General features: G+C 71.8%; 24 protein-coding genes. 13 read left to right on the top strand and 11 right to left on the bottom strand.

Features of this window, described 5'->3' with window-relative positions; genetic code table 11:
- The first annotated feature begins 112 nt into the window (after positions 1 to 112).
- Positions 113 to 655 (top strand): antitoxin, encoded by a 543-nt coding sequence (locus AC1DW8_RS20310; RefSeq protein WP_478095669.1) that lies wholly within the window; start codon positions 113 to 115, stop codon positions 653 to 655.
- Between the two features lie 88 nt (positions 656 to 743).
- Here the strand turns inward: AC1DW8_RS20310 and AC1DW8_RS20305 are convergent, their stop codons facing one another.
- Positions 744 to 2,528, bottom strand: coding sequence for an acetyl/propionyl/methylcrotonyl-CoA carboxylase subunit alpha (locus AC1DW8_RS20305; RefSeq protein WP_056827056.1), 1,785 nt, complete (start codon positions 2,526 to 2,528; stop codon positions 744 to 746).
- Positions 2,529 to 2,646: 118 nt separating this feature from the next.
- Between AC1DW8_RS20305 and AC1DW8_RS20300 the strand changes: the two genes are divergently transcribed.
- From AC1DW8_RS20300 to kynA, 3 genes are read left to right on the top strand one after another with little or no spacing between them, the layout of a single operon-like run.
- Positions 2,647 to 3,489: an aldo/keto reductase gene (locus AC1DW8_RS20300; RefSeq protein WP_056773220.1), complete on the top strand. Its 843-nt coding sequence runs from the start codon at positions 2,647 to 2,649 to the stop codon at positions 3,487 to 3,489.
- Positions 3,490 to 3,528: 39 nt separating this feature from the next.
- A complete protein-coding gene (locus tag AC1DW8_RS20295) occupies positions 3,529 to 4,041 on the top strand; it encodes a DUF3806 domain-containing protein (protein ID WP_478095668.1) in 513 nt (170 codons plus the stop codon).
- A gap of 22 nt (positions 4,042 to 4,063) precedes the next feature.
- On the top strand, positions 4,064 to 4,939 hold the full coding sequence (gene kynA, locus AC1DW8_RS20290) for a tryptophan 2,3-dioxygenase (RefSeq protein WP_056773122.1): 876 nt from the start codon (positions 4,064 to 4,066) through the stop codon (positions 4,937 to 4,939).
- Positions 4,940 to 5,036: 97 nt separating this feature from the next.
- Here kynA and AC1DW8_RS20285 read toward each other — a convergent pair whose 3' ends face one another.
- The 4 genes from AC1DW8_RS20285 to AC1DW8_RS20270 all read right to left on the bottom strand — a co-directional run bounded on the left by AC1DW8_RS20285 (position 5,037) and on the right by AC1DW8_RS20270 (position 7,856).
- Positions 5,037 to 5,735 carry a helix-turn-helix domain-containing protein gene (locus AC1DW8_RS20285; protein ID WP_478095667.1) on the bottom strand — a complete coding sequence of 233 codons (699 nt, stop codon included), beginning with the start codon at positions 5,733 to 5,735 and terminating at the stop codon, positions 5,037 to 5,039.
- A gap of 307 nt (positions 5,736 to 6,042) precedes the next feature.
- A complete protein-coding gene (locus tag AC1DW8_RS20280) occupies positions 6,043 to 6,498 on the bottom strand; it encodes a SufE family protein (RefSeq protein WP_056827059.1) in 456 nt (151 codons plus the stop codon).
- Positions 6,499 to 6,523: 25 nt separating this feature from the next.
- A complete protein-coding gene (locus tag AC1DW8_RS20275) occupies positions 6,524 to 7,402 on the bottom strand; it encodes a sulfurtransferase (RefSeq protein WP_478095666.1) in 879 nt (292 codons plus the stop codon).
- Positions 7,403 to 7,433: 31 nt separating this feature from the next.
- On the bottom strand, positions 7,434 to 7,856 hold the full coding sequence (locus AC1DW8_RS20270; RefSeq protein WP_056773138.1) for a MerR family transcriptional regulator: 423 nt from the start codon (positions 7,854 to 7,856) through the stop codon (positions 7,434 to 7,436).
- 85 nt (positions 7,857 to 7,941) lie between these two features.
- Between AC1DW8_RS20270 and AC1DW8_RS20265 the strand changes: the two genes are divergently transcribed.
- Genes AC1DW8_RS20265 through AC1DW8_RS20255 form a run of 3 tightly spaced genes read left to right on the top strand, consistent with a single transcriptional unit; the run spans position 7,942 to position 11,985 of the window.
- The gene (locus AC1DW8_RS20265) at positions 7,942 to 9,120 is read left to right on the top strand and encodes an acyl-CoA dehydrogenase family protein (RefSeq protein ID WP_056773141.1); all 1,179 of its coding nucleotides are present in this window, start codon (positions 7,942 to 7,944) and stop codon (positions 9,118 to 9,120) included.
- Positions 9,117 to 10,724 (top strand): acyl-CoA carboxylase subunit beta, encoded by a 1,608-nt coding sequence (locus AC1DW8_RS20260; protein ID WP_056773143.1) that lies wholly within the window; start codon positions 9,117 to 9,119, stop codon positions 10,722 to 10,724. The genes AC1DW8_RS20265 and AC1DW8_RS20260 overlap by 4 nt, the downstream gene beginning before the upstream one ends.
- A complete protein-coding gene (locus tag AC1DW8_RS20255; RefSeq protein ID WP_235508756.1) occupies positions 10,678 to 11,985 on the top strand; it encodes a hypothetical protein in 1,308 nt (435 codons plus the stop codon). The genes AC1DW8_RS20260 and AC1DW8_RS20255 overlap by 47 nt, the downstream gene beginning before the upstream one ends.
- Here the strand turns inward: AC1DW8_RS20255 and AC1DW8_RS20250 are convergent.
- From AC1DW8_RS20250 to AC1DW8_RS20225, 6 genes are all read right to left on the bottom strand, one after another.
- Positions 11,976 to 12,653, bottom strand: a complete 678-nt coding sequence (locus tag AC1DW8_RS20250; protein ID WP_056773222.1) for a Maf family protein — start codon at positions 12,651 to 12,653, stop codon at positions 11,976 to 11,978. The two genes, AC1DW8_RS20255 and AC1DW8_RS20250, sit on opposite strands and share 10 nt — an antisense overlap.
- A gap of 94 nt (positions 12,654 to 12,747) precedes the next feature.
- Positions 12,748 to 15,204, bottom strand: coding sequence for a hypothetical protein (locus tag AC1DW8_RS20245; RefSeq protein WP_478095665.1), 2,457 nt, complete (start codon positions 15,202 to 15,204; stop codon positions 12,748 to 12,750).
- 150 nt (positions 15,205 to 15,354) lie between these two features.
- Positions 15,355 to 17,049: a DUF885 domain-containing protein gene (locus AC1DW8_RS20240; RefSeq protein WP_478095664.1), complete on the bottom strand. Its 1,695-nt coding sequence runs from the start codon at positions 17,047 to 17,049 to the stop codon at positions 15,355 to 15,357.
- A gap of 74 nt (positions 17,050 to 17,123) precedes the next feature.
- Positions 17,124 to 18,809 (bottom strand): Stk1 family PASTA domain-containing Ser/Thr kinase, encoded by a 1,686-nt coding sequence (gene pknB, locus AC1DW8_RS20235; RefSeq protein WP_478095663.1) that lies wholly within the window; start codon positions 18,807 to 18,809, stop codon positions 17,124 to 17,126.
- 54 nt (positions 18,810 to 18,863) lie between these two features.
- Positions 18,864 to 19,091: an acyl-CoA carboxylase subunit epsilon gene (locus AC1DW8_RS20230; protein ID WP_478095662.1), complete on the bottom strand. Its 228-nt coding sequence runs from the start codon at positions 19,089 to 19,091 to the stop codon at positions 18,864 to 18,866.
- Positions 19,088 to 20,752 carry an acyl-CoA carboxylase subunit beta gene (locus AC1DW8_RS20225; RefSeq protein ID WP_056827217.1) on the bottom strand — a complete coding sequence of 555 codons (1,665 nt, stop codon included), beginning with the start codon at positions 20,750 to 20,752 and terminating at the stop codon, positions 19,088 to 19,090. The genes AC1DW8_RS20230 and AC1DW8_RS20225 overlap by 4 nt, the downstream gene beginning before the upstream one ends.
- A 24-nt stretch (positions 20,753 to 20,776) precedes the next feature.
- Here AC1DW8_RS20225 and AC1DW8_RS20220 point away from each other — a divergent pair, with 24 nt between their 5' ends.
- The 6 genes from AC1DW8_RS20220 to AC1DW8_RS20195 all read left to right on the top strand — a co-directional run bounded on the left by AC1DW8_RS20220 (position 20,777) and on the right by AC1DW8_RS20195 (position 26,201).
- Positions 20,777 to 21,667, top strand: a complete 891-nt coding sequence (locus tag AC1DW8_RS20220) for a biotin--[acetyl-CoA-carboxylase] ligase (RefSeq protein ID WP_478095661.1) — start codon at positions 20,777 to 20,779, stop codon at positions 21,665 to 21,667.
- Between the two features lie 7 nt (positions 21,668 to 21,674).
- On the top strand, positions 21,675 to 22,823 hold the full coding sequence (locus AC1DW8_RS20215) for an adenylate/guanylate cyclase domain-containing protein (RefSeq protein ID WP_056773160.1): 1,149 nt from the start codon (positions 21,675 to 21,677) through the stop codon (positions 22,821 to 22,823).
- Positions 22,824 to 22,843: 20 nt separating this feature from the next.
- Positions 22,844 to 23,689, top strand: a complete 846-nt coding sequence (locus AC1DW8_RS20210) for an enoyl-CoA hydratase/isomerase family protein (protein WP_478095660.1) — start codon at positions 22,844 to 22,846, stop codon at positions 23,687 to 23,689.
- 108 nt (positions 23,690 to 23,797) lie between these two features.
- Positions 23,798 to 24,475, top strand: a complete 678-nt coding sequence (locus AC1DW8_RS20205; RefSeq protein WP_056773162.1) for a response regulator transcription factor — start codon at positions 23,798 to 23,800, stop codon at positions 24,473 to 24,475.
- A gap of 2 nt (positions 24,476 to 24,477) precedes the next feature.
- Positions 24,478 to 25,506, top strand: coding sequence for a sensor histidine kinase (locus AC1DW8_RS20200; protein WP_056827065.1), 1,029 nt, complete (start codon positions 24,478 to 24,480; stop codon positions 25,504 to 25,506).
- Between the two features lie 41 nt (positions 25,507 to 25,547).
- Positions 25,548 to 26,201 carry a GtrA family protein gene (locus tag AC1DW8_RS20195; RefSeq protein WP_056827066.1) on the top strand — a complete coding sequence of 218 codons (654 nt, stop codon included), beginning with the start codon at positions 25,548 to 25,550 and terminating at the stop codon, positions 26,199 to 26,201.
- Position 26,202 lies beyond the last annotated feature (1 nt).

Genomic DNA, 26,202 nt, shown 5'->3' with positions numbered 1-26,202 from the left:
TGTGCCAGAGGCGTAGCGTCGGGACGGTGGCGGCGTCGTCGCCACGTCAGGGAGGTCGCCCGGGCCGCGGGTCGGACGTTCCTGGGCAGGTCGGACCGTGGAGGCACACGCAGTGAGCGACTGGATCCAGAAGGCCAAGGACTTCGTCAAGGGTCACCCCGAGCAGGCCGAGCAGGGTCTCGACAAGGCCGAGGAGCTCATCAACGAGCGCACCGGCGGCAAGTACGCAGACCAGGTCGACCAGGGCACCGACACGCTCAAGGAGAGCCTCGGGCTGCCAGCCGACGCGGAGGGCACTCAGCCGCCCGGCGCCCCTGAGCCGCCGCCCCCGCCCGCGCCGGCGCCGAGCCCCGCCCCGGCTCCGACGCCCGAGCCGGCTCCGACCCCGGCGCCTGCGCCCACACCGGAACCCGTGCCCACCCCGACCCCGACCCCGGCGCCCGCTCCGGGACGCACCGAGCCGAGGCCCCCGGTCGACCCGACCGACCCGGCCCCCGTCGACCCCCACCTGCCCGGTGGACCAGGATCATCGGAGATCCCGCCAGCCGGCGAGCCCGCGGGTGAGCAGGACCTGCCCGGCGTCCCCGACCCCAACCTGCCCGGATCGGGCGAGGGTGACATCACCCTCGGCGACCCGCCAGCCAGGCAGGGCTGACGCGAGCGCCGCTCACCCGGGGGCGCACGCACGAGGGCCGACCTGCCTCGCGGCAGGTCGGCCCTCGTCGTTGTCCGTTCTGCGTCGTTCAGGCCTCGACGACGTCCGCGATCTCGGCGAGCACGGCGCCCGACGTGACGGTCTCGCCGACCTTCGCGGTCAGGCCCGAGACGACACCGGCCTTGTGGGCCGTGATCGGCTGCTCCATCTTCATCGCCTCGAGGACGATGACGAGGTCGCCCGCCGCGACGGTCGCACCCTCCTCGACGGCGATCTTGACGATGGTGCCCTGCATCGGGGCCGTGAGGGAGTCGCCGGAGGCGGCGCCACCGGACTTGCCACCGCCAGACCGCTTGGGCGCCTTCTTCTTCGCCGCGGACGCGCCCCCGCCACCACCGAGCGAGAGGCCGCCCGGGAGCGAGACCTCGAGGCGCTTGCCGCCGACCTCGACGACGACGGTCTGGCGCTCCTCCGCCTCGGCCGTGTCGGCCGCCGGGCCGGCATACGCCTCGATGGTGTTGTCGAACTCCGTCTCGATCCAGCGGGTGTGGATCGTGAACGGCGCGCCGTCGGCCGGTGCGAAGGCCGGGTCGGCGACGACCGCGCGGTGGAAGGGGACGACGGTCGGCATGCCCTCGATGGTCAGCTCGGCCAGCGCCCGACGGGAGCGCTCGATGGCCTGCTCGCGGGTGCGGCCGGTGATGACGAGCTTGGCGATCATGGAGTCGAACGCGCCGGCGACCGTGTCGCCCTCGACGATGCCGGCATCCCAGCGCACGCCGGGGCCCTGCGGCACGACCATGCGGCTCACGGTGCCCGGGGCCGGGAGGAAGCCCCGGCCGGCGTCCTCGCCGTTGATCCGGAACTCGATCGAGTGGGCGTGGGGCTCGGGGTCGCCGTAGTCGAGGGACTCGCCGTTCGCGATGCGGAACTGCTCGCGCACGAGGTCGATGCCGGTGACCTCCTCGGTCACGGGGTGCTCGACCTGCAGGCGCGTGTTGACCTCGAGGAAGCTGATGTCGCCGGCCGGCCCGACGAGGAACTCGCACGTCCCGGCGCCGACGTAGCCGGCCTCCTTGAGGATCGCCTTGCTCGCGCGGAGCAGCTCGGTGTGCTGCTCCTCGGTGAGGAAGGGTGCGGGGGCCTCCTCGACGAGCTTCTGGTTGCGGCGCTGGAGCGAGCAGTCGCGGGTCGAGACGACGACGACGTTGCCGTGCTGGTCGGCGAGGCACTGGGTCTCGACGTGGCGTGGGTGGTCGAGGAAGCGCTCGACGAAGCACTCGCCACGGCCGAACGCCGTCACGGCCTCGCGGACGGCCGAGTCGTAGAGGTCGGGGATCTCCTCCATCGCGCGGGCGACCTTGAGGCCGCGTCCGCCGCCGCCGTAGGCCGCCTTGATCGCCACGGGCAGGCCGTGCTCCTTGGCGAACTCGACGACCTCGTCGGCCCCGGAGACGGGATCCTTCGTGCCGGGCACGAGCGGTGCGCCGGCCTTCGTGGCGATGTGGCGCGCCTTGACCTTGTCGCCCAGCGAGTCGATGGCCTGCGGTCCGGGGCCGATCCAGACCAGCCCGGCGTCGATGACGGCCTGGGCGAACGACGCGTTCTCGGCGAGGAAGCCGTAGCCGGGGTGGACCGCGTCCGCCCCGGCCTGACGGGCGACGTCGAGCAGCTTCTCCTGGACGAGGTAGCTCTCACCGGGGGTCGAGCCCCCGAGGGCGTACGCCTCGTCGGCGACCTTGACGTGCAGGGCATCCCGGTCCGGGTCGGCGTAGACCGCGACCGAGGCGATCCCACTGTCCGCGCACGCCCGCGCGATGCGGACGGCGATCTCACCACGGTTTGCGATCAGTACCTTGCTGATGGGTGCCATGGATCGGACTCTATCGGGCTGACGTCACGTCAATTCGGCGTCCTCCGGCGTATTCCCGGTCGTCTCGGAGTGAGGTCGCGCACACCGCCTCGGTCCGCCTCGACCTAGCGTGGACGGCATGACGACACACGAGTCCGCCCCGACCCTCGACCTCGGCCACGCCTCCACCCCCGGCTTGGCCATCCCGCAGATCGGCTTCGGCGTCTGGGAGGTCCCGGACCGTGCCGTCGACGCCGCCTTCGGGCAGGCCCTCGACGACGGCTACCGCCACATCGACACCGCCCGGATCTACGGCAACGAGGAGGGCGTCGGCCGGGTCCTCGCCCGCGAGGACGTCGACCGCGACGGCGTCTTCGTCACGACGAAGGTCTGGAACGACGACCACACGAACGTCCCCGCCGCCTTCGACGCGTCGATGCAGCGCCTCGGCATCGAGGTCCTCGACCTCTACCTCATCCACTGGCCGGCGCCCCAGCAGGACGCCTACGTCGACGCGTGGCGGGCGATGCTCGAGCTCCAGGGCGAGGGCCGGGTCCGCTCGGTCGGTGTCTGCAACTTCCAGGTGCCCCACCTCCAGCGCCTGCTCGACGAGACCGGAGTCCTGCCGTCGGTCAACCAGGTCGAGCTGAGCCCCTACCTCCAGCAGCGTGAGCTGCGCGCCTTCCATGCCGAGCACGGCATCGTCACCGAGGCCTGGAGCCCGCTCGCCGTGCGCGCCGGCCTGCTCGACGACCCGGTCGTCCGCGACCTCGCCGCCAAGCACTCGGTCACGCCGGCCCAGCTCGTGCTGCGCTGGCACGTCGAGCTCGGCAACGTCGTGCTGACGCGGTCGGTCACCCCGGCCCGCATCGCGGAGAACGTCGAGATCTTCGGTTTCCGCCTCGGCGACGACGACCTCGAGGCCCTCGCGGGACTCGACCGGGGCACGCGCACCGGCCCCGACCCGGACACCTTCGGCTGACCTGACCCGGGGTGGGTCTGAGCCACTAGATTGGCGGGCATGGGACTGTTCTCGCGCAAGGGCAAGGACGACACCGACGAGCCCGCGGGCCTGGAGCCCGGCGTCGGCGAGGACCCGGACGACGCGCTCGGCCCCGACGTCACCGGGCGCCCGGTCGCGGTGCCGCTCGGTGACGAGGAGCGGGACCGCATCGCCTCGGCGCTCGAGCACGCCGCCGCTGAAGGGGTGGACGTCGACGACCTCGCGTCGATCGGTGCCCACTACGACACGGCCTACCGCCGCTGGGCCGACGAGGGTGGCTCGGGAGAGGGGCCGGACGTCGTCGTCGAGACGTATGCCGTGGCCATCGGCGAGCACCTCGCGCGCCACAGCGCGCGGGACTGGGCCGTCGTCACCGACGTCTTCGGCACCGACCTCGGCCTCGTGGCGGCACGTGCCGACACGGTGGTCGTGCCGCACAACCTCGTCGGTGCGCGGTGGATGCGCGGCGAGACCGGCTGGGTGCCGGGCGTCGTGTCCCACCTCGTCAGCATCCGTCCGCGGTCGCGCTGACCCCACCCCTAAGATCGCCGGCATGGACAGTGCCGCCCCGGGAGGGCCCGACCGACGCAGCAAGCGCGACCTGGAGGAGGGGATCCAGCGCGACTTCACGCGCAAGATGTCCTACGGCGACTACCTGCGGCTGGACACCCTCCTCAGCGCGCAGCAGCCGCTGAGCGAGCCGCCCCAGCACGACGAGCTGCTCTTCATCATCCAGCACCAGACGTCGGAGCTGTGGCTCAAGCTCCTCATCCACGAGCTCCGTTCTGCCAGAAGCCTGCTCAGGGACGACGAGCTGGCGCCGGCGCTCAAGAGGCTCGCCCGCGTCAAGCACATCCAGCACACCCTGACGGACCAGTGGTCGGTGCTCGCGACGCTGACGCCGAGCGAGTACGCGCAGATCCGCCCCTTCCTCGCCGCGAGCTCGGGCTTCCAGTCGGCGCAGTACCGCGAGGTCGAGTTCCTCCTCGGCAACAAGAACGCCGACATGGTGGCCGTGTTCTCGCACGACGAGGGCGCCCGCTCGGCGCTCGACGCGCTGCTGCACGAGCCCAGCCTCTACGACGAGTTCCTCGCCTACCTCGGTCGACGTGGGTATGCCGTCCCGGCAGGCCTGCTCGACCGTGACTGGACCCAGCCCTACCGCCACGACGAGGGGCTCGTCGACGTCTTCGCGGCCGTCTACGCCGAGCCGAACGAGCACTGGGGCGTCTACGAGACGTGCGAGGAGCTCGTCGACCTCGAGGACAACTTCCAGCAGTGGCGCTTCCGCCACCTCCAGGTCGTGCAGCGCACGATCGGGCAGAAGACCGGCACCGGCGGCTCGACGGGCGTCGACTTCCTGCGCCGCGCCCTCGACCTGACCTTCTTCCCCGAGCTCTACGAGGTGCGCACCCGCATCGGAGGTTGACCCACGCGTCGTCCGTTGCCCCTGCGCTCTGGTGTTGCCTGAGGGGGTCGGCGTGCCCGAGCGCCGCCAGCCGCCGTGGGCGACGGTCATCCGAGCACTACACGGTGGGCGGCGGAGTGCCGAGGCGCCCCGCCAGGCCCCCGCGCTCGTCGTCGCCTTCGTCTTCGCCGGGGAGCGCGAGGTGTCTGCGGATCCTGAGGCCGCGCGGCTCGCACTGGCAGGGACACCCGGCGGTGCACAGCTCCTCGAAGCAGACGTCGAGGCACGCGCACTCGACGTCGGCGACGGGTGGTGCGTCGATACGAGGCTGCCGCCCTCGCATGAGGCGATGGCGCAGCGCGAGCGCCGCCTCAGTCGGATGGTCGGTCGGGCGTCCTCTGCGGGGTGCGGCCTCGGCCCGCTCGTCCCGGGCGGCCCGGTGGCGGAACCAGCCCCGGGCCTCGGGCCGGTCGTAGCGCGGGAAGGCCCAGCGTTCGAAGGGCACCTCGTCCGGAGGGGCGACGTCGAGGTGGGCAGGGAACCGTCGCCCCTGGTTGTCCCGCACGGTGTCGACCGGCACGGGCATCACCTCGTTCCCGTCGCCGTCGACGACGGCGAGGTGGAGCCCCGCCAGCGCGAGGATCTCCGCGAAGATGCCGAAGCCAGGCGCCACGGAGCCGGTCTCGTAGCGACCCACGGTGCTCGACGAGACTCCCACCCGTGCTGCGAGCTCGCGCTGGCTGAGGTCGGCGAGTCGGCGTGCCCGCACGACGTAACGCGCAACCACGTCCTCTGCCTGCATCCGTTCCGGGCTCATGGTCGTGATCATCGGCGTCGGTGCCGACACTGCAGCGAGGTCGTACGTTCACGATCCACAGGCGAGCGACACGTCCCGGGGGGTGTGGACAGATCGCCACGTCACTGCCCCGCCCCGTGGGGCAGTGACGTAGCGAGCGCGGGTGGTTGGCCAGCAGGTGGCCGGGCTCGGCGGCTACGTCAGTGCCCCGCTGGGTGGGGCAGTGACGTAGCGAGCGCGGGTGGTTGCCCGGCGGGCGGCGGGGGTTGGCGGCTATGTCAGTGCCCCGCTGGGTGGGGCACTGACATCGGGGCGGTGAGTGGCGGGGTCAGACGGCGGTCTTGGCGCGTACCTGGCGCTTGATGCGGCCGAGCATGGCCACCATCCCGCGCATGCGCAGGGGTGACACGGCCTCGGCGAGACCGAAGCGCATCGGGGCGTCGTCGGGGACGCCCAGCACCTCGGCGGCCGAGAGGCCGTCGAGACCCTCGTGCAGGATGCCGGCGAAGCCGCGGGTTGTCGGGGCCTCAGCGGGTGCGTCGAAGAAGAGGCTGACGACCCGGTCCTCGAGCGAGGGGCCGTCGGCGACCTCGACCGTGAGGAAGAGCGGCGACTGGCACTCGTCGACACGTTCGAGCTGGTCGAGGTGGCCGGCATAACGCTCGGGCAGTCCCGGTAGCTCGTCGCTGAACTCCAGCAGGAGCTGCAGCTTGAGGTCGTTGCTCGCCGAGCGGAAGTCCTCGGCGATCTCGGCCAGGGAGGCCGGCAGCGGGGTGTCGCTCACGAGGGGCTCCTGTCTCGCGTCGGGGTCACTTCTCGATGGGCACGCGCACGGCGTTGCCCCACTCGGTCCACGAGCCGTCGTAGTTGCGCACGGCCTCGAAGCCGAGCAGGTGGGTCAGGACGAACCACGTGTGCGACGAGCGCTCGCCGATGCGGCAGTACGCGACGACGTCGTCGGACGGCGTCAGGCCCTGCTCCTCGAGGTAGATCGCCTCGAGGTCCTCGCGCGACTTGAACGAGCCGTCCTCGTCGGCAGCGCGCGCCCACGGCACCGACTTCGCGCCGGGGATGTGTCCGCCGCGCATCGCCCCCTCCTGGGGGTAGTCGGGCATGTGGAGCAGCTCACCGGAGTACTCGCCGGGGGAGCGGACGTCGACGAGGGGCTTGCCGAGGTGCGCGAGGACGTCGTCCTTGAACGCGCGGATCGGGGCGTCGTCACGCTCGGCGACGGGGTAGTCCACGGCCGTCGGGGACGCCACCTCGCGAGTCAGCTCGCGGCCCTCCGCGACCCACTTCGCCCGGCCGCCGTCGAGCAGCCGGACGTCCTCGTGGCCGAAGAGGCTGAAGACCCAGAGGGCGTAGGCCGCCCACCAGTTGCTCTTGTCGCCGTAGATGACGACGGTCGTGTCGCGGCTGATGCCGCGCTGACCCATCACCTCGGCGAACCGGGCGCCGTCGACGTAGTCGCGCGTCACGGGGTCGTTGAGGTCGACGTGCCAGTCGATCTTTAGCGCGCCGGGGATGTGACCGGTCTCGTAGAGCAGGACGTCCTCGTCGGACTCGAGCAGCACGATCCCGTCCGGGCCGCCGATGGCGCCGGCCGAGACCTGCTCCGCGAGCCACTCGGTCGTGACGAGCCGCTCGGGGTGGGCGTAGGCGGAGATCTTCGTGTCTTCAGCGCTCATGTCCCCATCGTGTCACGGGGGGCCCGGCCCCTCACACGTGGTCGAGGCGCCCGAGGTCGTCGCGACAGCGGCGCTCGAACTCGCCGAGCTCGGCGATGGCGTCCTGCACGTCCCGCAGCCGCTGCTCGAGGTCGGTGCGGCGCTCGTCGATCTGGTCCAGGACGTACTCGAGCTGGGTGCGACGACCGCGCGGGGCGTCGAAGAGGTCGATGATCGTGCGGATCTCCTCGAGCGGGAAACCGAGCCGCTTGCCGCGCAGGATCAGGCCGAGGCGCGTGCGGTCGCGGCGGTGGTAGACGCGCTGCGTGCCGCGACGCTCGGGGGAGATGAGCCCGAGGTCCTCGTAGTGGCGCACCGTCCGGTGGGTGACGTCGAACGCCTCGGCCACCTGGGCGATGGTCCACGTCTCGCCGGTCCGCGAGGACCGGTGCGTGGTCGAGGTGTCACTTGTCATGGGGTCGATAGTGCTTTACGTTTACGTCAACGTCAAGCACGCGTCACGAGCGCGTGATGGCCGCCACCCCTTCAGGAGAACAGCGATGTTCGAGCTCAGCCAGGACCACGAGGACTTCCGGATGGTCGTCCGCGACTTCGCCGAGAAGGAGGTCGCGCCCCACATCGCCAAGTGGGACGCCGCCGCCTACTTCCCGGCCGACCTCGTGCCGAAGATGGGTGACCTCGGGCTGTTCGGCCTCGTCGTGCCGGAGGAGTACGGCGGCGCAGGGGAGTCCGGCGACTTCACCAGCCTCTGCGTCGCCATCGAGGAGCTGGGCCGCGTCGACCAGTCGATCGGCATCACGCTGTCCGCGGGCGTGGGGCTCGGCATCAACCCGATCCTCACCTACGGGACCGAGGAGCAGAAGCAGCGCTTCCTGCCCGACCTCGTCGCCGGCCGCGCCCTCGCCGGCTTCGGCCTCACCGAGCCCGAGGCCGGCTCCGATGCCGGTGCGACCCGCACGCGAGCCGTCCGCGACGGCGACGAGTGGGTCGTCAACGGCGCCAAGGCCTTCATCACGAACTCCGGCACCGACATCACGTCCGTCGTCACCGTGACCGCGCGCACCGGCACGAACGAGGACGGCTCGCCGCAGATCTCGGCGATCATGGTGCCCGCCGGCACCCGGGGCTTCGTCGTCGAGCCGGCGTACCACAAGCTCGGCTGGCACGTCTCCGACACCCACGGCCTCACGTTCGAGGACTGCCGCGTCCCCGCCGACCACCTCCTCGGCGCGGAGGGGGAGGGCTTCAAGCAGTTCCTCAAGACCCTCGACGACGGGCGCATCGCCATCTCGGCACTCGCCGTCGGCTGCGCCCAGGCCTGCCTCGAGCTCGCCACCGACTACGCGAAGACCCGCGTCGCCTTCGGCCGCCCGATCGGCGTCAACCAGGGCGTCTCGTTCCAGCTGGCCGACCTCGCGGTCATGGTCGAGGGCGCCCGGCTGCTGACCTACAAGGCGGCGTGGCTCAAGGACGAGCTCCACGCCGGCAAGCGGTCCGTCAAGGAGGTCAAGCAGGCTGCCGCCATCGCCAAGCTCTACTCGACCGAGGCCGCCGTCACGGCCACCCGGATCGCGACGCAGGTCTTCGGCGGCAACGGCTTCATGGAGGAGTACCCCGTGGCCCGCTTCTACCGCGACGCCAAGATCCTCGAGATCGGCGAGGGCACGTCCGAGGTCCAGCGCATGCTCATCGCCCGCGGGATGGGTCTGCCGGCATGACCGGGACCGCACCGAGCACCACCCCCGGCACCACGCCGAGCCCTGACCCGCACGGCGACCCGCACGGCGACCCGCGCGTCGCCGACGTCCGGACCCGTCTCGCGGCCGCCCACACGGCGTCCGCCAGCGCGCCGGAGAAGGCCCAGGCCAAGCTCGACGCGCAGGGCAAGATCTACGTCCGCGACCGCATCGCGCTGCTCTTCGACGAGGGCTCGTTCGTCGAGGACGGCCGCTACGCCAACGCGCTGGCGCCGGGTCTCCCGGCCGACGGCGTCGTCACGGGACGCGGCACCGTCGACGGACGAGCGGCGATCGTCATCGCCAACGACCCGACCGTCAAGGCCGGCTCCTGGGGCGCCCGGACCGTCGAGAAGATCGTCCGCGCCACCGAGATGGCACTGCGTGAGGAGCTGCCGGTCTTCTGGTTCGTCGACTCGGCAGGCGCCCGCATCACCGACCAGGTCGAGATGTTCCCCGGCCGCCGCGGCGCCGGGCGCATCTTCCACAACCAGGTGGCGCTCTCGGGCAAGGTGCCGCAGATCTGCTGCCTCTTCGGTCCGAGTGCCGCGGGCGGCGCCTACATCCCCAGCTTCTGCGACCTCATCATCATGGTCGAGGGCAATGCGTCGATGTACCTCGGAAGCCCGCGCATGGCCGAGATGGTCGTCGGCGAGAAGGTCTCCCTCGAGGAGATGGGCGGCGCCCGGATGCACTGCACGGTCTCCGGTGTCGGTGACCTGCTCGCCCACGACGACGCCGAGGCCATCGAGCTGGCCAAGCTCTACTTCTCCTACGTCCCCGGCAGCTGGCGCGACCACCCGCCCACGTATGCCGCCGAGGAGCCCGCGACGCCGCTGACCCGTGCGACCGTGCCCGAGCGGGAGTCGGTGCCCTTCGACGTCCACGAGGTCATCGACGGGCTCGTCGACGACGACTCCTTCTTCGAGCTCAAGCCCCTCTGGGCCGGCGAGCTCGTCATCGGCTTCGGCCGTCTCGAGGGCCAGACCGTCGGCATCGTCGCCAACAACTCGATGGTCAAGGGCGGCGTGCTCTTCACCGACAGCGCCGACAAGGCCGCGCGCTTCATCTGGCTGTGCGACGCCTTCAACATCCCGCTCGTCTACCTCGCCGACGTGCCCGGCTTCATGATCGGCTCCGAGGTCGAGCGCGGCGGCATCATCCGTCACGGCGCCAAGATGGTCAGCGCCGTCTCGTCCGCGACCGTGCCGCAGTTCTGCGTCGTCGTCCGCAAGGCCTACGGGGCGGGGCTCTACGCCATGGGCGGACCCGGTTTCGGACCCGACGCGACGATCGCGCTGCCGACTGCGCGCATCGCGGTGATGGGGCCGGAGGCTGCCGTCAACGCCGTCTACGCCAACAAGATCGCCGAGATCGCCGACCCGGACGAACAAGCACGATTCGTGGCAGACCGGCGGCGGGAGTACGAGGAGGACGTCGACATCGAGCGTCTCGCGGCCGATCTGGTCCTCGACTCCATCATCGAGGCGGATGAGCTGCGCTCGGACCTGGTGCGCCGACTGGCTTATGCTTCCCGGCGTGACCGTCACTTCAGCGAGCGCCGACGCTCCGTCCCGCCGGTCTGAGCCGCGCCTCGGTCACAGGCTCGAGCACCCCGACCGGGACCTCGAGCGGAAGCAGCCGTTCTGGCGCCGCTTCCCGGTCTGGTTCCCGTTCGCGGTCTTCGCCGTCTCGCGTCTCTTCGTCTGGGTCGCCGCGACCTACCTCTCGCGCTACCAGATCCCGCTGCCCATCGGCACGGCCAACATCCGCATCTTCTACCCCTCGCCCGCCGACCCCGGCTACGCCGCGGTCATGACGGGCTGGGACGGCCAGTGGTACCGCGTCATCGCCGAGCAGGGCTACCCCGCGGTGCTGCCCCGGGTCGGCTGGGGCGGCATCGACATGAACCCGTGGGCCTTCTTCCCGGTGTTCCCGATGACCGCCGGACTCATCATGAAGGTCACCGGCCTGCCCTTCGCCGTCGTCGCGCCGACGCTGTCGATCGTCATCGGCTTCGCCGCGATGCACGTCCTCTTCAAGCTCGTCGACCAGGCCGTCGGTCGCTGGGAGGCGATCGTCGCCGTCGTCGCCACGTGCTTCTTCATCGCGTCGCCGGCCTTCTCGGCCTCCTACACCGAGTCGACGGCCCTGCTGGGCGTCGTCACCGTCCTGTGGCTGCTCCGCAAGCGGCAGTACTGGTGGGTGGCTCTGGCGCTCCTCGTCCTGTCCCTGAGCCGCAACGTCGTCATCGCGATGGTGCCGGTCATCATCGCCCACGCGGTCGTCCGGTGGCGGCAGGGTGATGAGGGCGAGCACCCGGTGCGTCTGCGCGTCGGGTTGGCGGCGCTCGCCGCATACGCGGGGGCCCTGACCTTCCTCTGGCCGACGATCGTCACGATCGCGACCGACACGCCCAACGCGTACAACGACACGATGCTCGCCTGGAACATCGAGACGAAGATCAAGCTCTACCTGTGGTGGAACCTCCTCTACGACTACTGGGGGGTCGTCGGGCAGGTCGCGGGAGTGTTGGGCATCGCCGCGTTCACGTGGTTCATGCTGACGAAGAACTCGTGGCGATGGGGCCCGGAGATCTGGGGCTGGGCGGGCGCCTATCCGGCGTACATCATCCTCGTGACGAGCACGACGCCGAGCCGCGTGCGCTACGCCCTGCTCGCGTTCCCGATGACGCTCGTCATCGCGTGGTTCCTCAAGCTGCGCTGGTGGCGGCGCTACCGCTACTGGCTGCTCGGGCTCATCGTCGTCATCGGCGCGGCCCAGATGTGGTGGTGGACCGAGCACTACCTCGTCATCGAGAACCTCACCGACGACCTCTACCCCTGACCGTCGCCCCTCGCGACCCCGCCGACGACGTCGAACCACTCGACCCCGGCATCGGCCAGGAGGTCGCGCAGCAGCGGCAGGGACAGGCCGACGACGTTGTGGTGGTCGCCCTCGACAGCCGTGACGAACGCGCCGCCGAGACCGTCGATGGTGAAGGCCCCGGCCACGGTGAGCGGCTCGCCCGTGGCGACGTAGGCCTCGATCTCCTCCTCGGAGAGCTTCGCGAAGTGGACGGTCGTGGACGCCGTCGCGCCCAGCGTGGCGCCGCCGCTGCCGCGCTCGTCGACGAGCCAGTGGCCCGTGTGCAGCACCCCTGACCGGCCTCGCATCCGGCGCCACCGGGACACGGCTTCCGCGGCGTCACCCGGCTTGCCGTGGACCTCCCCGTCGAGCTCGAGCACCGAGTCGCAGCCGAGCACGACGACGCCCGCGTCGACGCGGGCCGCGACGTCCTCGGCCTTGGCGCGGGCCAGCAGCAGCGAGATGTCGGCCGGCTCGAGCGGGCCGTAGCGATCCGTCGCCTCGGCGACGGTCAGGTCCTCGTCGACCTCGCTCACGACGACGACCGGCTCGACGCCGGCGGAGCGGAGGGTCGCCCGTCGAGCCGGGGAGGCGGAGGCGAGGACGAGCTGGACGGCGGGCACGTCGGGGAGGGGACTCGGCGGCATGACGCCATGGTAGGCGGCGCGGTCGCTGTCGGGAACGCCGACGGCGCCGCCCCCGGGGAGGCAGCGCCGTCGGTCGCCCACGTGGGACCGAGCGTCAGCCGATGGCTGCCGTCTGCGTCGAGTAGACGGACCTCGTGAGGTAGCCGGACTTCGCGCCGGTGACGCGGACCTTGACGTACGTGCCCTTGTCGGTGCTCGTGAGCTTGTACGTCTTCGCGGTGGCCCCCGAGATCGCCGCGCCCGACCGGTACCACTGGTAGGTCATGGTCGTCGGGGCCGGGCTCCACGTGCCGGGGTTGGCCGTCAGCGTGTAGCCGACCCGCTGCGTGCCCGACAGGGTCGGGGTGGGCGCCGTGAACGAGCCGAGCACCGCGGTCGTCGCCGCAGACGTACGGGCGACCGTCGTGTAGCCGGGCTTCGTGCCCGTCACCCTGACGGTCATCGCCTTGGTCTGGTCGGTCGCCGTCAGCTTGTACGTGCTCGCCGTGGCGCCGGAGATCGCGACGCCCGAGCGGTACCACTGGTAGGCCAGCGTGACCGGCGCCGGGCCCCACGTCCCGGGGACCGCCGTGAGGGTGTAGCCGACGGCCTTGGTGCCGCTGATCGTCGGCGTCGGGGCGGTGAGCGTGCCCGCGGCGACGGCCGTCGTGGCCGCAGACGTCTTCGACGTCGAGGCGTAGCTCGCCTTGGAGCCGGTGACCTTGACGGTCATCGCCTTCCCCAGGTCGCTGGCGGTCAACGCATACGTGGTCGCCGTGGCACCCGAGATCGCGACGCCCGAGCGGTACCACTGGTACGCGAGGGTGACCGGAGTCGGGCCCCACGTGCCCGCGGCCGCGGTGAGGGTGCTGCCGACCTTCGCCGTGCCCGTGACCGTCGGTGTCGTGCCGGAGACGGTGCCGGCCAGCACGACCGGACCGGTGGCGTTCACCTGCAGCGTCGCGCCGTCGAGGTAGGCGCTCATCCGCAGCGTGATGCGCTGGCCCACCATGGCGCTCGTCAGGGCCAAGGGGGACAGGCCGCCCCACATGGTGTCCTGCGGCACGCCCCCCACGACCCAGGTGTAGCTCGGCGACCAGTCGCCGGCAGGCGAGATGGCGCCGTGCGAGGCGTTGAGCGACGTGCCCGCGACGCCCGATCCGGTGATCGTCAACGGGCTCGCCAGCGTCGGCGCCGTCGACCGGATCTCGACGCCGTTGGAGTAGTACTGGGCGCTGCGGTAGCCGCTCAGCGTCCCGGTGACCCGGGCGAAGACGTACGTCCCCAGCAGGTCGCTGGTCACGGTGAACGTGCGACCGGTCGCACCCGGGATCGCGACGAAGCCGGTGCCGGCGCCGTTCGGCTTCATCCACTCGTAGGTGAGAGCCACGCCGGAGGGGGCCCACGTGCCCGGGTCGACCGTGAGGGTGCTGCCGACGGTGGGGGTGCCGCTGACGAAGGGCTCACGGGCTGTGAGGCCCTTGCCGGCGACGGGGAGGACGATCGTGAGATCGCGTCGCCGTGTCTCGGTCGTCACGGTGAACGGGGTGGCCGTGGCCTCCGTCGTCGCCCCGTCCCAGCAACGGTCCTGGTACCGGGTCGCGGGTGCCCAGTTGTCGTACCACGTGTCCGAGACGCAGAACTTGTACGTCGTGCCGACCTCGGTGCCCACGGCGACGGTGCCGCCTGCGGAGGTGAGCTTGGGGCCGTACTGCTGGCCCAACCAGTCGCCCTCGGCGGGACGGTACTCGAGCAGGTCCCAGTTGATGTTCTGCAGGGGGTTGCCCGCGGAGTCGGTGACCTTGACGACGACGCCGGTCCACGGGTCGAGGACGAAGTTCACGCCGGTGACCGTCACGCCCGCGGGCACCGACCAGTCGACGTAGTCGGGCGTGCTCACGGTGCCGTTCCAGGACTCGTTCTCGTAGAGGTTCTGGCCCGAGGTGTCCTCGGCCATGAGGTTGCTCGGACCGGCCTCGACGCCGGTCAGCGTGAAGGTGCCGTCGGCTGCGGGCCTGGCCGTGACGACGTCGCCCCCGGTCGACTTCGAGATGCTGATCTCGGAGGCCGTGATCGGCTGCCCCGAAGTGTTCTTCACCGTGCCCTTGATCGTCGAACGGCGGTCGAGCCGGATGTCGGCGACCGTCGCGGTGGTGCCGGCCGTGACGGGCGTGGCGCTGTCGAAGGCGCCCTGGTTCGCGTACCACTCGATGCCCCACTGGGTGGCGCACGTCATCGTGCCCCAGCAGCCGGCCTGGATGCGGTACGGCCCCGGCGCCGAGAAGGTCGCGGTGTAGGTGCCGTCCGACGCGTAGGCGATGGTGCCGGCGTCGTCGTAGGTGGCGTCGTAGATCCAGACGCCTGCGTCAGGCACCCCGACGACGGTGCCGGTCGAGCTGAGTCCGGTGACTCGACCCTTGATGGTGTAGGTGGCGGCGCTGGCGGACGGGGCTGCCAGTGGCAGCACCCCGAGCGCGACGGTGGCGGCGGTCAGCACGGTCAGGAGGCGGCGCGCAGCACGGCGCGCGATCGTCCCCCGGGCCCGGCCGACCGCAAGGCGGTGGCTGAACACTGTTGTCTCCCCTGTATGAGCTGTGTCGGCGTCCGCGCTCTCGTCGGACGCGACGTCAGCATAGGTGCGCGCCGACGCGGTGACCATGGGGAGCGGTGCCCGGGACGGAGGAGGCCCCCGACCGCTGGGGTCGGGGGCCTCCTGAGTCCGTCAGATCTCCTGCAGAACCGCGCCGCGCAGGGTGTCGAGACCGACGCCGCCGATGTCGAGGGCACGGCGGTGGAAGGCCTTGAGGTCGAACGCGTCCCCCTCGCGCTGCTTGACCTCGTCGCGCAGCTGCAGCCACAGGCGCTCGCCGATCTTGTAGCTGGGCGCCTGGCCCGGCCAGCCGAGGTAGCGGTTGAGCTCGAAGCGCAGGATCTTCTCGTCCATGAAGCCGTAGCGGGTCAGGTAGGTCCACGCCTTGTCGTAGTCCCACGCGCCGCCACCGACCTCCTCGGGGGCGTCGAACCCGCAGTGCACGCCGATGTCGATGACGACGCGCGCGGCCCGAAGGGACTGTCCCGCAAGCCAGCCCATTCGGTTGCCCGGGTCGTCCATGTAGCCGAGCTCGGCCATGAGCCGCTCGGCGTAGAGGGCCCAGCCCTCACCGTGGCCGGACGTCCACGCCTCGAGGCGACGCCACTTGTTGAGCAGCTCGGAGCGGTAGACCGTCTGCGCGACCTGCAGGTGGTGGCCCGGAACGCCCTCGTGGTAGACGGTCGTCAGCTCGTTCCACGTCCGGAACTCGGTGTTGCCCTTGGGCACCGACCACCACATGCGGCCGGGCCGGCTGAAGTCGTCGGACGGGCCGGTGTAGTAGATGCCACCGGTCTGCGTCGGGGCGATCATGCACTCGATGCGCTGGACCGGCTCGGGGATGTCGAAGTGGACGTCCGTCAGGTCGGCGATGACCTCGTCAGCCCGCTCCTGCATCCAGGCCTTGAGCGCGTCGGTGCCGTGCAGGGCGTAGCGGTCGTCGGCGTCGAGGATCTCGACCCCTCGCTGCACGCTCGCCCCGGCCTCGAGGCCCTCGGCGATCTCGCTCATCTGGGCGTGCAGGCTCGCCACCTCCTGCTGGCCCCAGCGGTAGGTCTCCTCGAGGTCGACCGTGGCGCCGAGGAAGTAGCGCGACTCGAGCCGGTAGCGCTCGATGCCGCAGGCGTCGGCCTCGGGGGCGTGCGGCAGCAGCTCGCGCTCCAGCCAGTCAGCGATGTCGGCGTAGGCCGCCGCGGCCACCTTCGCGCCCTCGGCGAGCTGGTCCCTGACCTCGCCCGCGAGCGGCGTGTCACCCACGGTCGCGTCGGCCACGACCTTGGCGAAGTAGCCGTCGTCCGCCACGAGGTCGCGCGACTGCTCGGCGCAGGCCTCGACCTGGCGGCGCGGAGAGACCTGTCCGCGCTCGCGGGCGAGGAGCAGCGACTCCTGGTACCCCTCGAGCGCGGCCGGGATCTTCGTGAGGCGGACGGCGAACGTGCGCCAGTGGTCCTCGGTCTCCTGCGGCATGAGGTCGAAGACGTCGCGGACGGCCTGGAGCGGGGACGCGAGGACGTTGAGGGACATCTCGTCGAGCCCGGCGGCATACCGGTCCTCGGAGAGCCGGAGGCGCTCGGTCATGGCGTCGACGGTGACCCGGTCGACGTCGTCGGTCGGGCTCGCGGCGGCGAGCCGGGCCAGCGTCGTCCGGCGCAGCTCCGAGGCGGCGGCGTTTCCGGCGGGGGAGAGGTCGTCGAGCTCCTCCTCGGCGCCGGGGACGCCGAGGAAGGTCGCGTTGATGGGGCTGAGGGCGACGGACGCGTCGAAGTAGGTCTCCGAGATGCGGTCGACGTCGGTCTGGGGTCGCGCGGTCTGGGTGTTGGCGGTCACCCGGCGAACGTAATCCAGCCCGCGGTCACGTGCCAGTGCATTGTGGGCGCCGGTTCGCGACCCCGGCCGGTGGCTCAGCCGTCGCCGTCGGACGAGCCGCCCTTGGCATCGCCCGACACGACGAGCACGACGATCCCGTCGGCGGTCTGGGCGCCCGCCGACGGCCAGGTCGCGAGGACCTGACCGCTGTCGCCGTCGGACGGGACGGTGACCCGTGTGACGCGGACGTCCTCGCCGCCGAGGGACTTCTCCGCGTCCTTGGCGCTCGTGCCGACGAGACCGTCGGGCACGACGAAGGAGGAGTTGACCCGGTCAGGGGCGTGTCCGCGGCTGACGACGAGCGCGACGGTCTGCCCCTTCGCCATGGGCTGCCCCTCGGCGGGGTAGCTGCCCATGACCGCGCCGTCCGGCTGCGTCGAGCGCACGAGCACCCAGCGCACGTTGACACCGAGCCCGATCAGCTCGTTGACCGCGGCGTCGCGCTGCTGGCCGACGAGGCCGCCGGGGACGGTGCTGCCGTCGGACGGCGGGGCGGTCGTGGACGGTGCGGGCGTCGGCTTCTGGGAGGTCGCCGACGGGCGCGTGCCGGGAGCGGCGGACGTCGGCGCGTCCGAACCCGACAGCAGGACGTAGCCGAGGATCCCGACGAGTGCCACGACGGCGACGAGGAGCACCCAGACGACGGGGCTCGGGCCGGACCGGCGGCGGCTCGCCGCGTTCGAGCGTCGGGTGACGGCCGGCCCGCGAGGGACGGGCCGGGCCGAGGCCGTGGCATCGGCGTACGCCGTGGGCGCCGGGTGGACGGCGGTGCGCTCGCCGCCCGCGAGGACACCGACGGTCGGCATCATCGCCGTGCTGGCGCCGCCGGCGCCGAGGTCGAGCACCGAGGTCGCCTCGCCGGCCGGCAGGGCCCGGGTGGCGGCGTCGGCGCGCATCTCGTGACCGGCCAGCGCGGCAGCCATGGCGTCGGCATCGGCGTAGCGGTCGGCCGGTGACTTGGCCGTGGCGCGGACGACGACCTCGTCGAGGTTCGCGGGCAGGTCGGCGACGCGCGAGCTGGGCAGCGGCACCGGCTCGTCGAGGTGGCGCATCGCGATCGCGACCGGGGTGTCGCCGTCGAAGGGCACCGAGCCGGTCAGCATCTGGAAGAGCAGGATGCCGAGCGAGTAGAGGTCGGACGACGGCGTCGTGGCCTCGCCCCGGGCCTGCTCGGGAGCGACGTAGGCGGCCGTCCCCATCACGGTGCCGGTATCGGTGAGCGACGCCTGCCCGAGCGCCCGGGCGATACCGAAGTCGGTCACCTTGACGGTGCCGTCGGGACGGATGATGACGTTGCCGGGCTTGACGTCACGGTGGACGACACCGGCGCGGTGGGCGGCGCCGAGCGCTGCGCAGACCTGCTCGGCGACGCGGACCGCGTCGCCGGGGGTGAGCCGGCCGTGCTCCCGGATCACGTGGGCGAGGTCCTGGCCCTCGGCATACTCCATGACGATGAAGTGGGAGTCGCCGTCGACGCCGTAGTCGTAGACCTGGGCGATGTTCGGGTGGGAGAGCGCGGCGGCCGTCAGGGCCTCACGGCGGAAGCGCTCGACGAAGTCGGGGGAGTCGGCGAACCCAGCGGCGAGCACCTTGACGGCGACGAGCCGGCCCAGGCGGTCGTCGGTCGCGAGGTGCACCTCACCCATGCCGCCGACGGCGATGCGCTCACGCAGGGAGTAGCGCTCGGCGATCCGGACGGTGGGGCTCGACTCGACAGACATGGGCAACGAGCGTAGGGCAGCAGGCCGGGTGACGGCCAACCGAAGCGTCTCGCGTCAGCGCGGCAGACCGGTGCGGCGCCACCCGCCGTGGCGTGCCGAGGGCCCGACGAGCCGCCATGACGGGTCGGACCACGCCGAGCGGGCGTGGTCGGGTGCGGGCTCGTCCCCACCGAGGGCGGACAGCACGGCGACGAGCGCCGCGACCTCCTCGGGGGTCGGGTGACCCGAGGTGCGGATCGTGGGCGCGACGTCGGCGGCCTCGGGGGTCGTGGGATCGGTCACAGCGGGATGTTCCCGTGCTTCTTGGGCGGGAGCGTCTCGCGCTTGTTCTGCAGGGCCCGCAGGGCGCGCGTGACGTTCATCCGCGTGTTGGAGGGGCTGATGACGGTGTCGATGTAGCCGCGCTCGGCCGCGACGTACGGGTTGGCGAGCGTCTCCTCGTAGTGGGCGATGAGCTCCTGGCGCTGGGCGTCGACGTCGCCGCCCCGCTCCGCGGTGTGCTTGAGCTCCTTGCGGTAGAGGATGTTGACGGCGCCCTGCGCGCCCATGACGGCGATCTGCCCGGTCGGCCACGCGAGGTTGATGTCGGCGCCCAGGTGCTTGGAGCCCATGACGTCGTAGGCGCCGCCGTAGGCCTTGCGCGTGATGACGGTGATCTTGGGGACCGTGGCCTCGGCGTATGCGTAGATGAGCTTCGCGCCGCGGCGGATGATGCCGTCCCACTCCTGGCTCGTGCCGGGCAGGAAGCCCGGCACGTCGACGAGCGTCAGGACCGGGACGTTGAAGCAGTCGCACGTGCGCACGAACCGCGCGGCCTTCTCCGACGCGTGGATGTCGAGGCACCCCGCGAACTGGAGCGGCTGGTTGGCCACGATGCCGACCGACATCCCGTCGATGCGGGCGAAGCCGGTGAGGATGTTGGGCGCGAAGAGGGGCTGGACCTCGAGGAACTCGCCGTCGTCGACGAGGTGCTCGATGACCTGCTTCATGTCGTAGGGGACGTTCGGCGAGTCCGGGATGCACGTGTCGAGCCAGCGGTCGTCGTCGGTGACCGACAGGTCGGCCTCGCCCTCGCCGTACGAGGGCGGGGTCTCGAGGTTGTTGCTCGGCAGGTAGGACAGGAGGGCCTTGACGTAGTCGATGGCGTCCTGCTCGTCGGTGCCCATGTAGTGCGCGACGCCCGACTTGCTGTTGTGCGTCAGCGCGCCGCCGAGCTCCTCGAAGCCGACGTCCTCGCCGGTCACGGTCTTGATGACGTCGGGGCCGGTGATGAACATGTGCGAGGTCTGGTCGACCATGACGGTGAAGTCGGTGATGGCGGGGGAGTAGACCGCCCCGCCCGCGCACGGGCCCATGACGAGGGAGATCTGGGGGATGACGCCGGAGGCGCGGACGTTGCGGAAGAAGATCTCGCCGTAGAGGCCGAGCGAGACGACGCCCTCCTGGATGCGGGCGCCGCCGGAGTCGTTGAGGCCGACGACGGGGCAGCCGATCTTCATGGCGAAGTCCATGACCTTGACGATCTTCTCGCCGAAGACCTCGCCGAGGGATCCGCCGAAGACGGTGAAGTCCTGGGCGAAGACCGCCACCTGGCGGCCGTCGACCATGCCGTAGCCGGTGACGACGCCGTCGCCGTAGGGGCGGTTCTTGTCCTGGCCGAAGTTGTTGCTGCGGTGCCGGGCGTACTTGTCGAGCTCGATGAAGGTCCCCTCGTCGAGGAGCATCTCGATGCGCTCGCGGGCGGTCTTCTTGCCGCGGGCGTGCTGCTTCTCGACCGCGCGCTCCGAGCCGGCGTTGGCGACCTCGGCGACGCGCCGTTTGAGATCGGCGAGCTTGCCGGCGGTGGTCGTGAGGTCGGGCCCCGGGGCCGCCTCCGCCTGTGGTGTGGCGCTCTCCGGCGACGTGCTGGTCGGCTGTTCTGCGACGGCGTGATCGGTGGCCATGCTCGGCACTCTAGCCTTGTGGACGTGCGCGATTCGCTCGACTTCGAGACTGTGAGTGCGGCCTTGGTCACGTCCGGACGGCCGTGGCGCGAGGTGGAGTTCCACCCAGCCCTGGGGTCGACGAACACCCGGCTGCGGGAGCTGCTGACCGGGACGGCGGGGCAGACGGGGGCGTATGCCGCCGCGCGGGCTCTCGAGGACCGCGGACTGTGGTGGGTCGTCCTCACCGACCACCAGACCGGAGGACGCGGCCGCCTCGGCCGGGCCTGGACGGTGCCAGACCGGGCCTCGCTCGCCGTCAGCGTCGCGGTACCGGTCGCCGACCCCGCCCAGGCGGGTTGGATGCCGCTGCTCGCCGGGCTCGCGCTGTCGCGAGCGGTGCGCCGGGTGACCGAGGCGACCGGCGCCGCGCTGACGGCCCGGCTCAAGTGGCCCAACGACGTGCTCCTCGCCGAGGACGGCGACCGCAAGCTGAGCGGCATCCTCTGCGAGCTCGTCACCGTCGGCTCCGGTCAGGCGGTCGTCGTCGGGACCGGCGTCAACATCGACCAGACCCGGGAGGAGCTGCCCGTCGACACGGCCACGTCCCTGGCGCTCGCCGGCGCCCGGGTGAGCCGGGAGGACCTCCTCGTCGCCTACCTCGACGAGCTCACGGCCGTGCTGGCCGGAGCCGGAGTCGGCACCGACGCGGCGGGTGCGTCCGGCGCAGCGGAGGTGCGAACGGCATACCGCGCGGCCTGCTCGACCATCGGGCTGACGGTGCGGGTGCACCTGCCGACGGGTGACGCGGTCGAGGGAACCGCTGTCGGCGTCGACGACGACGGCGCCCTCGTCGTGCGCACCGACCACGGCGTTCGGACCTTCGCGGCCGGTGACGTCGTCCACGTCCGGCCCGCGGCCGGTGGACTGGCATGATCGGGCCATGACCGAGCCGGGCACCCGAGGCACCCAGGGCGCCGACAGCCCCGAGCCCGTCGCGCGGGTGAGCGAGGACTACACGGAGCGGCTGCTGGGGCGTCCGCTCGAGCTGCGCCGCCGCGAGGTGAGCCGCGGCGCCGAGGTCTCCCTGCTGTCCGCACGCAAGTTCTGGCACGCGCTGGGCTTCCCCGTCGTCGACACCGACGACGAGCTGTTCACCGAGGCCGACCAGAAGGCGCTCGCCGCCGTCGCGGGCATCGTCCGGGACGGGCTGCTCGACGAGCCGACGGCGCTCGCGATGACCCGCGCCTTCGCCCGGTCGGCCGACCGTCTCGCAGGCTGGCAGTCGCAGCTCATCGCCGAGGCCGTCGAGAACCACATGAGCGCGGTCCTCGCCGACGAGGCCGACGACGACGAGCACGAGTCCCGCTCGGTGCCGAGCCTCGAGACCGCCACCGAGACGGCGAAGCGCCTCGCGGTCCTCACCGACCGCCTCGAGCCGCTCCTCGTCTACGCCTGGCGCCGGCACCTGTCGGCCACCGTCGCGCGCATGCTCGCCGACGCCGACCCCGAGTCCTACGGCATGACGAAGATGCGCTCGGTGGGCTTCGCCGACCTCGTCAACTTCACGGCCCTCGTCCGGCGGATGTCCGAGCGCGACCTCGCCCGGCTCGTGTCCCGCTTCGAGGCGCTCTCGGCCGACGTCATCACCGCGCACGGTGGCCGGCTCATCAAGACCGTCGGTGACGAGGTGCTCTTCACGACGATGGGCGCCGCGCCCGCAGCGGCCATCGCGCTCGACCTCGTCGAGACGATGACCGACGACGACGTGCTGCCCGACGTGCGGTGCGGGATGGCGCGCGGACCGATCATCTCCCGCCTCGGCGACGTCTTCGGCACCACGGTCAACCGCGCCTCGCGCCTGACCGCCGTGGCCCAGGCCGGGAGCGTCCTCGTCGACGCGACGATGGCGCGCGAGCTCGCGAGCCTCTCCGGCTTCGAGCTGACCGGCCAGCGCCGCCGCATCCTGCGCGGGGTCGGCCCCGTGACCCCCTCGCTGCTGCGCCGGGCGACGTCCGCCGGCCGCCGCTCCGTCTCGGGCGAGCCGCTCCCCGACACCACCCACCGAGCCACGTCGCGTACCGACGCGTGACCCCCGAAGGAGACCTTCGTATGCCGTCAACGCCGACCGCAGCCGACGCCACCGCGAGCGCGGGGCCGGGTGAGCCCACCCTCGTGCGCGTCGAGCGCTTCGAGGACCCGGACCTCGCGCACGTCGCCGAGATCGTCCTCGACCGGCCCGAGGCGATGAACGCCGTGTCGACGGCGATGGCCCGCGCCATCGCTGCGGCCACGGCCCGGGTCGCGGCGGACGAGTCGGTGCGCTGCGTCGTGCTGACCTCGAGCCACGCGAAGGCGTTCTGCGTCGGCGCTGACCTCAAGGAGCGCAACGGCTTCTCGGACGCGGACCTCATGGAGCAGCGCCCGGTCGCCCGGGCGGCCTACACCGGAGTCCTCGACCTACCGGTGCCGGCCATCGCCGCCGTCGACGGCTTCGCGCTCGGGGGCGGCTTCGAGCTGGCCCTGTCGTGCGACCTCGTCGTCGCGGGAGAGGGCGCCGTCGTCGGCCTGCCGGAGGTGAGCGTCGGGGTCATCCCTGGTGGGGGCGGCACCCAGCTGCTCGTGCGCCGGGTCGGGTGGTCGCGGGCGGCCAGGGCCATCTTCACGGCCGCGCGTCTCCCGGCCCGCGAGGCCCTCGAGCTGGGCGCCGTCGACGAGGTCGTCGCTGCCGGGACGGCACGTGAGCGGGCCCTGGAGCTGGCCCGGACGATCGCGGCCAACTCGCCCGTCGGGCTGCGGAACGCCAAGCGCGCCATGCGTCTCGGCGCCGACGTGGGTCTCGATGCGGGCCTGGAGATCGAGGACGGCTGCTGGCGCGCGACGGCCTTCTCGGGCGACCGCCGCGAGGGTGTGGCCGCCTTCGCGGAGAAGCGGCGCCCGGTCTGGCCCGGTCGCTGAGGCCCCATCTGCCGTGTCGCAGGGGCGTCAGGGTGCAAAACGGGTGGTTGTCGATAGGCTCACGACGGTCGGTGCACCCCCGGGCCGGCAGATCCTGAGGACGGTGACATGACCCGAGTGCTCCTGGCGGAGGACGACCCAGCCATCTCCGAACCGTTGGCGCGTGCGCTGCGGCGAGAAGGCTACGACGTCGACGTGCGCGAGGACGGTGTCGCTGCGCTCGACGGTGCCAAGGAGAACCCCGACCTCGTGCTCCTCGACCTCGGCCTGCCGAAGATCGACGGGCTCGAGGTGTGTCGCCGCATCCGGGCCGAGGGCCGCGCCATCCCCGTCCTCATCCTCACGGCCCGCGCCGACGAGGTCGACACGGTCGTGGGGCTCGACGCCGGCGCCGACGACTACGTCACCAAGCCGTTCCGCCTCGCCGAGCTGCTCGCACGGGTGCGGGCCCTGCTGCGGCGCACCCCCACCGAGGCCGTCCCGTCCGGTGAGCTGGTCCGCATCGACTCCGACGGCCGTCGCGCCTGGTTCAAGGGCGAGGAGCTGCAGCTGACGGCCAAGGAGTTCGACCTGCTGCGGGTGCTCGTGCGCGAGCAGGGCAAGGTCGTCTCGCGCGAGCAACTGATGCGCGAGATCTGGGACACCGCGTGGTTCGGGTCGACGAAGACCCTCGACATGCACATCTCGGTGCTGCGCCGGAAGCTCGGCGACGACGCGACGTCCCCGCAGTACATCGCCACCGTCCGTGGCGTCGGCTTCCGCTTCGAGCGCCCCCAGGTCGACTGACCGTGCGCCGGGTGCTCGACCGGATGGCGCTCGTCGTGGCCGTCGTGTGCGCCGGGCTCGTCGTGCTGCTGTCGACGGCGGTCGTCGCCTGGGCCGTGACGCAGCAACCCGGCACCGTCACCGCCTGGATCGCCTCCGACCCGTCCGTGGGGATCGCCCGGTTCGGGGCCGTCATGCTCGGGATCGGCGCGCTGAGCGGTGGCGCGGCCTACGTCGCCACCCTGGGCACCCGGGCGCACGTCGAGCAGTCCTCCCAGGAGCTCGTCCACCTCGCCACCCGCTTCGCCGCGGGGGAGGCGCGCCTGACGCCGGTGCACTCGGACATCGACGAGATCGACCACGTGTCGGGCGTCATGACCCGTCGGGCCCACGACATGACGAAGTCGCTCGCGGCCGAGCGCGACTTCGCCGCGGACGCCTCGCACCAGCTGCGCACCCCGCTCACGGCCCTGCTCATGCGGCTCGAGGAGATCTCCGAGACCGACGACGCCGAGGTCGTCAAGGAGGAGGCGACGATCGCGATCGCCCAGGTCGAGCGGCTGACCCGCGTCGTCGACGACCTGCTCGGTCGCACCCGCGGCTCCGGTGGGCCGTCGCCGGCCGTGTCGCTGGACTCCGTCATCGCCGCCCTCCAGCGGGAGTGGCAGCCCGCCTTCGAGCAGGCCCGCCGCTCGGTGCGGGTCCGTGGCGAGCGCGGCCTCTTCGTCCGGTCGACGCCGGTCGCGCTCTCGCAGGTGCTCTCGACGCTCCTCGAGAACTCCCTCGTCCACGGACGGGGCACCGTCGACGTGCATGCACGTCGTTCGGGCCCGTCGGTCATCGTCGAGGTCAGCGACCAGGGCGACGGCGTGCCCGCCGCCATGGCCCCGCACATCTTCGAGCGCTCGGTCAGCAGCGGAGCCGGGGGCAGCACCGGACTCGGGCTGGCCCTCGCCCGCGACCTCGCGGAGTCCAACGGTGGTCGCCTCGACCTCGTCCAGGCCCAGCCGGCGCGCTTCGCCCTCTTCCTCTCCGAGGCCGAGACCGACTGAACGCCGACGGGACCCCCTGTCTGCCGGGGTAGGGTGCCCCGGTGAGGCGCCTGCATGAGTTCCTGTTCGTGCGCCACCGGCACAACTGGCTGCTGCTGCTCCGGTTCGCGGCCGTGGGCGTCTCGGGCGTGCTCGTCAACCTCCTCACCCTCGTCGTCGTCAAGAAGCTCGGGCCGAGCTTCGACCAGGCGATCGTCGGCGTCCCGGGCACGGAGTTCAACGTCCGCTGGTACCACGTCTACTCGACCATCGCCTTCCTCGTCGCGAACCTCTGGAACTTCCAGCTCAACCGCACGTGGACCTTCCGCACGACCAAGCACGCCCGCTGGTGGCACGAGTACTGGCCGTTCCTCGCCGTGGGCCTACTCGGTCAGGTCATCGGCCTCGTGCTGCTGACGCTCCTCATGCACCTCGACTCACCGATCCACCTCTCGCCGACGGTCTTCGACGACTCCACGGGCTTCCGCACCCGGCTCTACTGGGCGCAGCTCATCGTCATCGCCGTCGTCACGCCCGTCTCGTTCGTGCTCAACAAGCTGTGGACCTTCGCTGCCGTGCGTGCCCACCACCCCGACCTCGCCGACCCCAGCCACGTCGAGGCGGTGCTCTCCGACGAGGGGGACGAGGCCGCCGGCTCGAGCGACGCGGACCGGCGCGCCGGAGCGGTCCCGGGGCGCCACGACCCGCTCCGCTGAC

The organism is Terrabacter sp. P2_E3, assembly GCF_056403915.1.
This window is presented reverse-complemented; position numbering and strand designations above follow the sequence as displayed.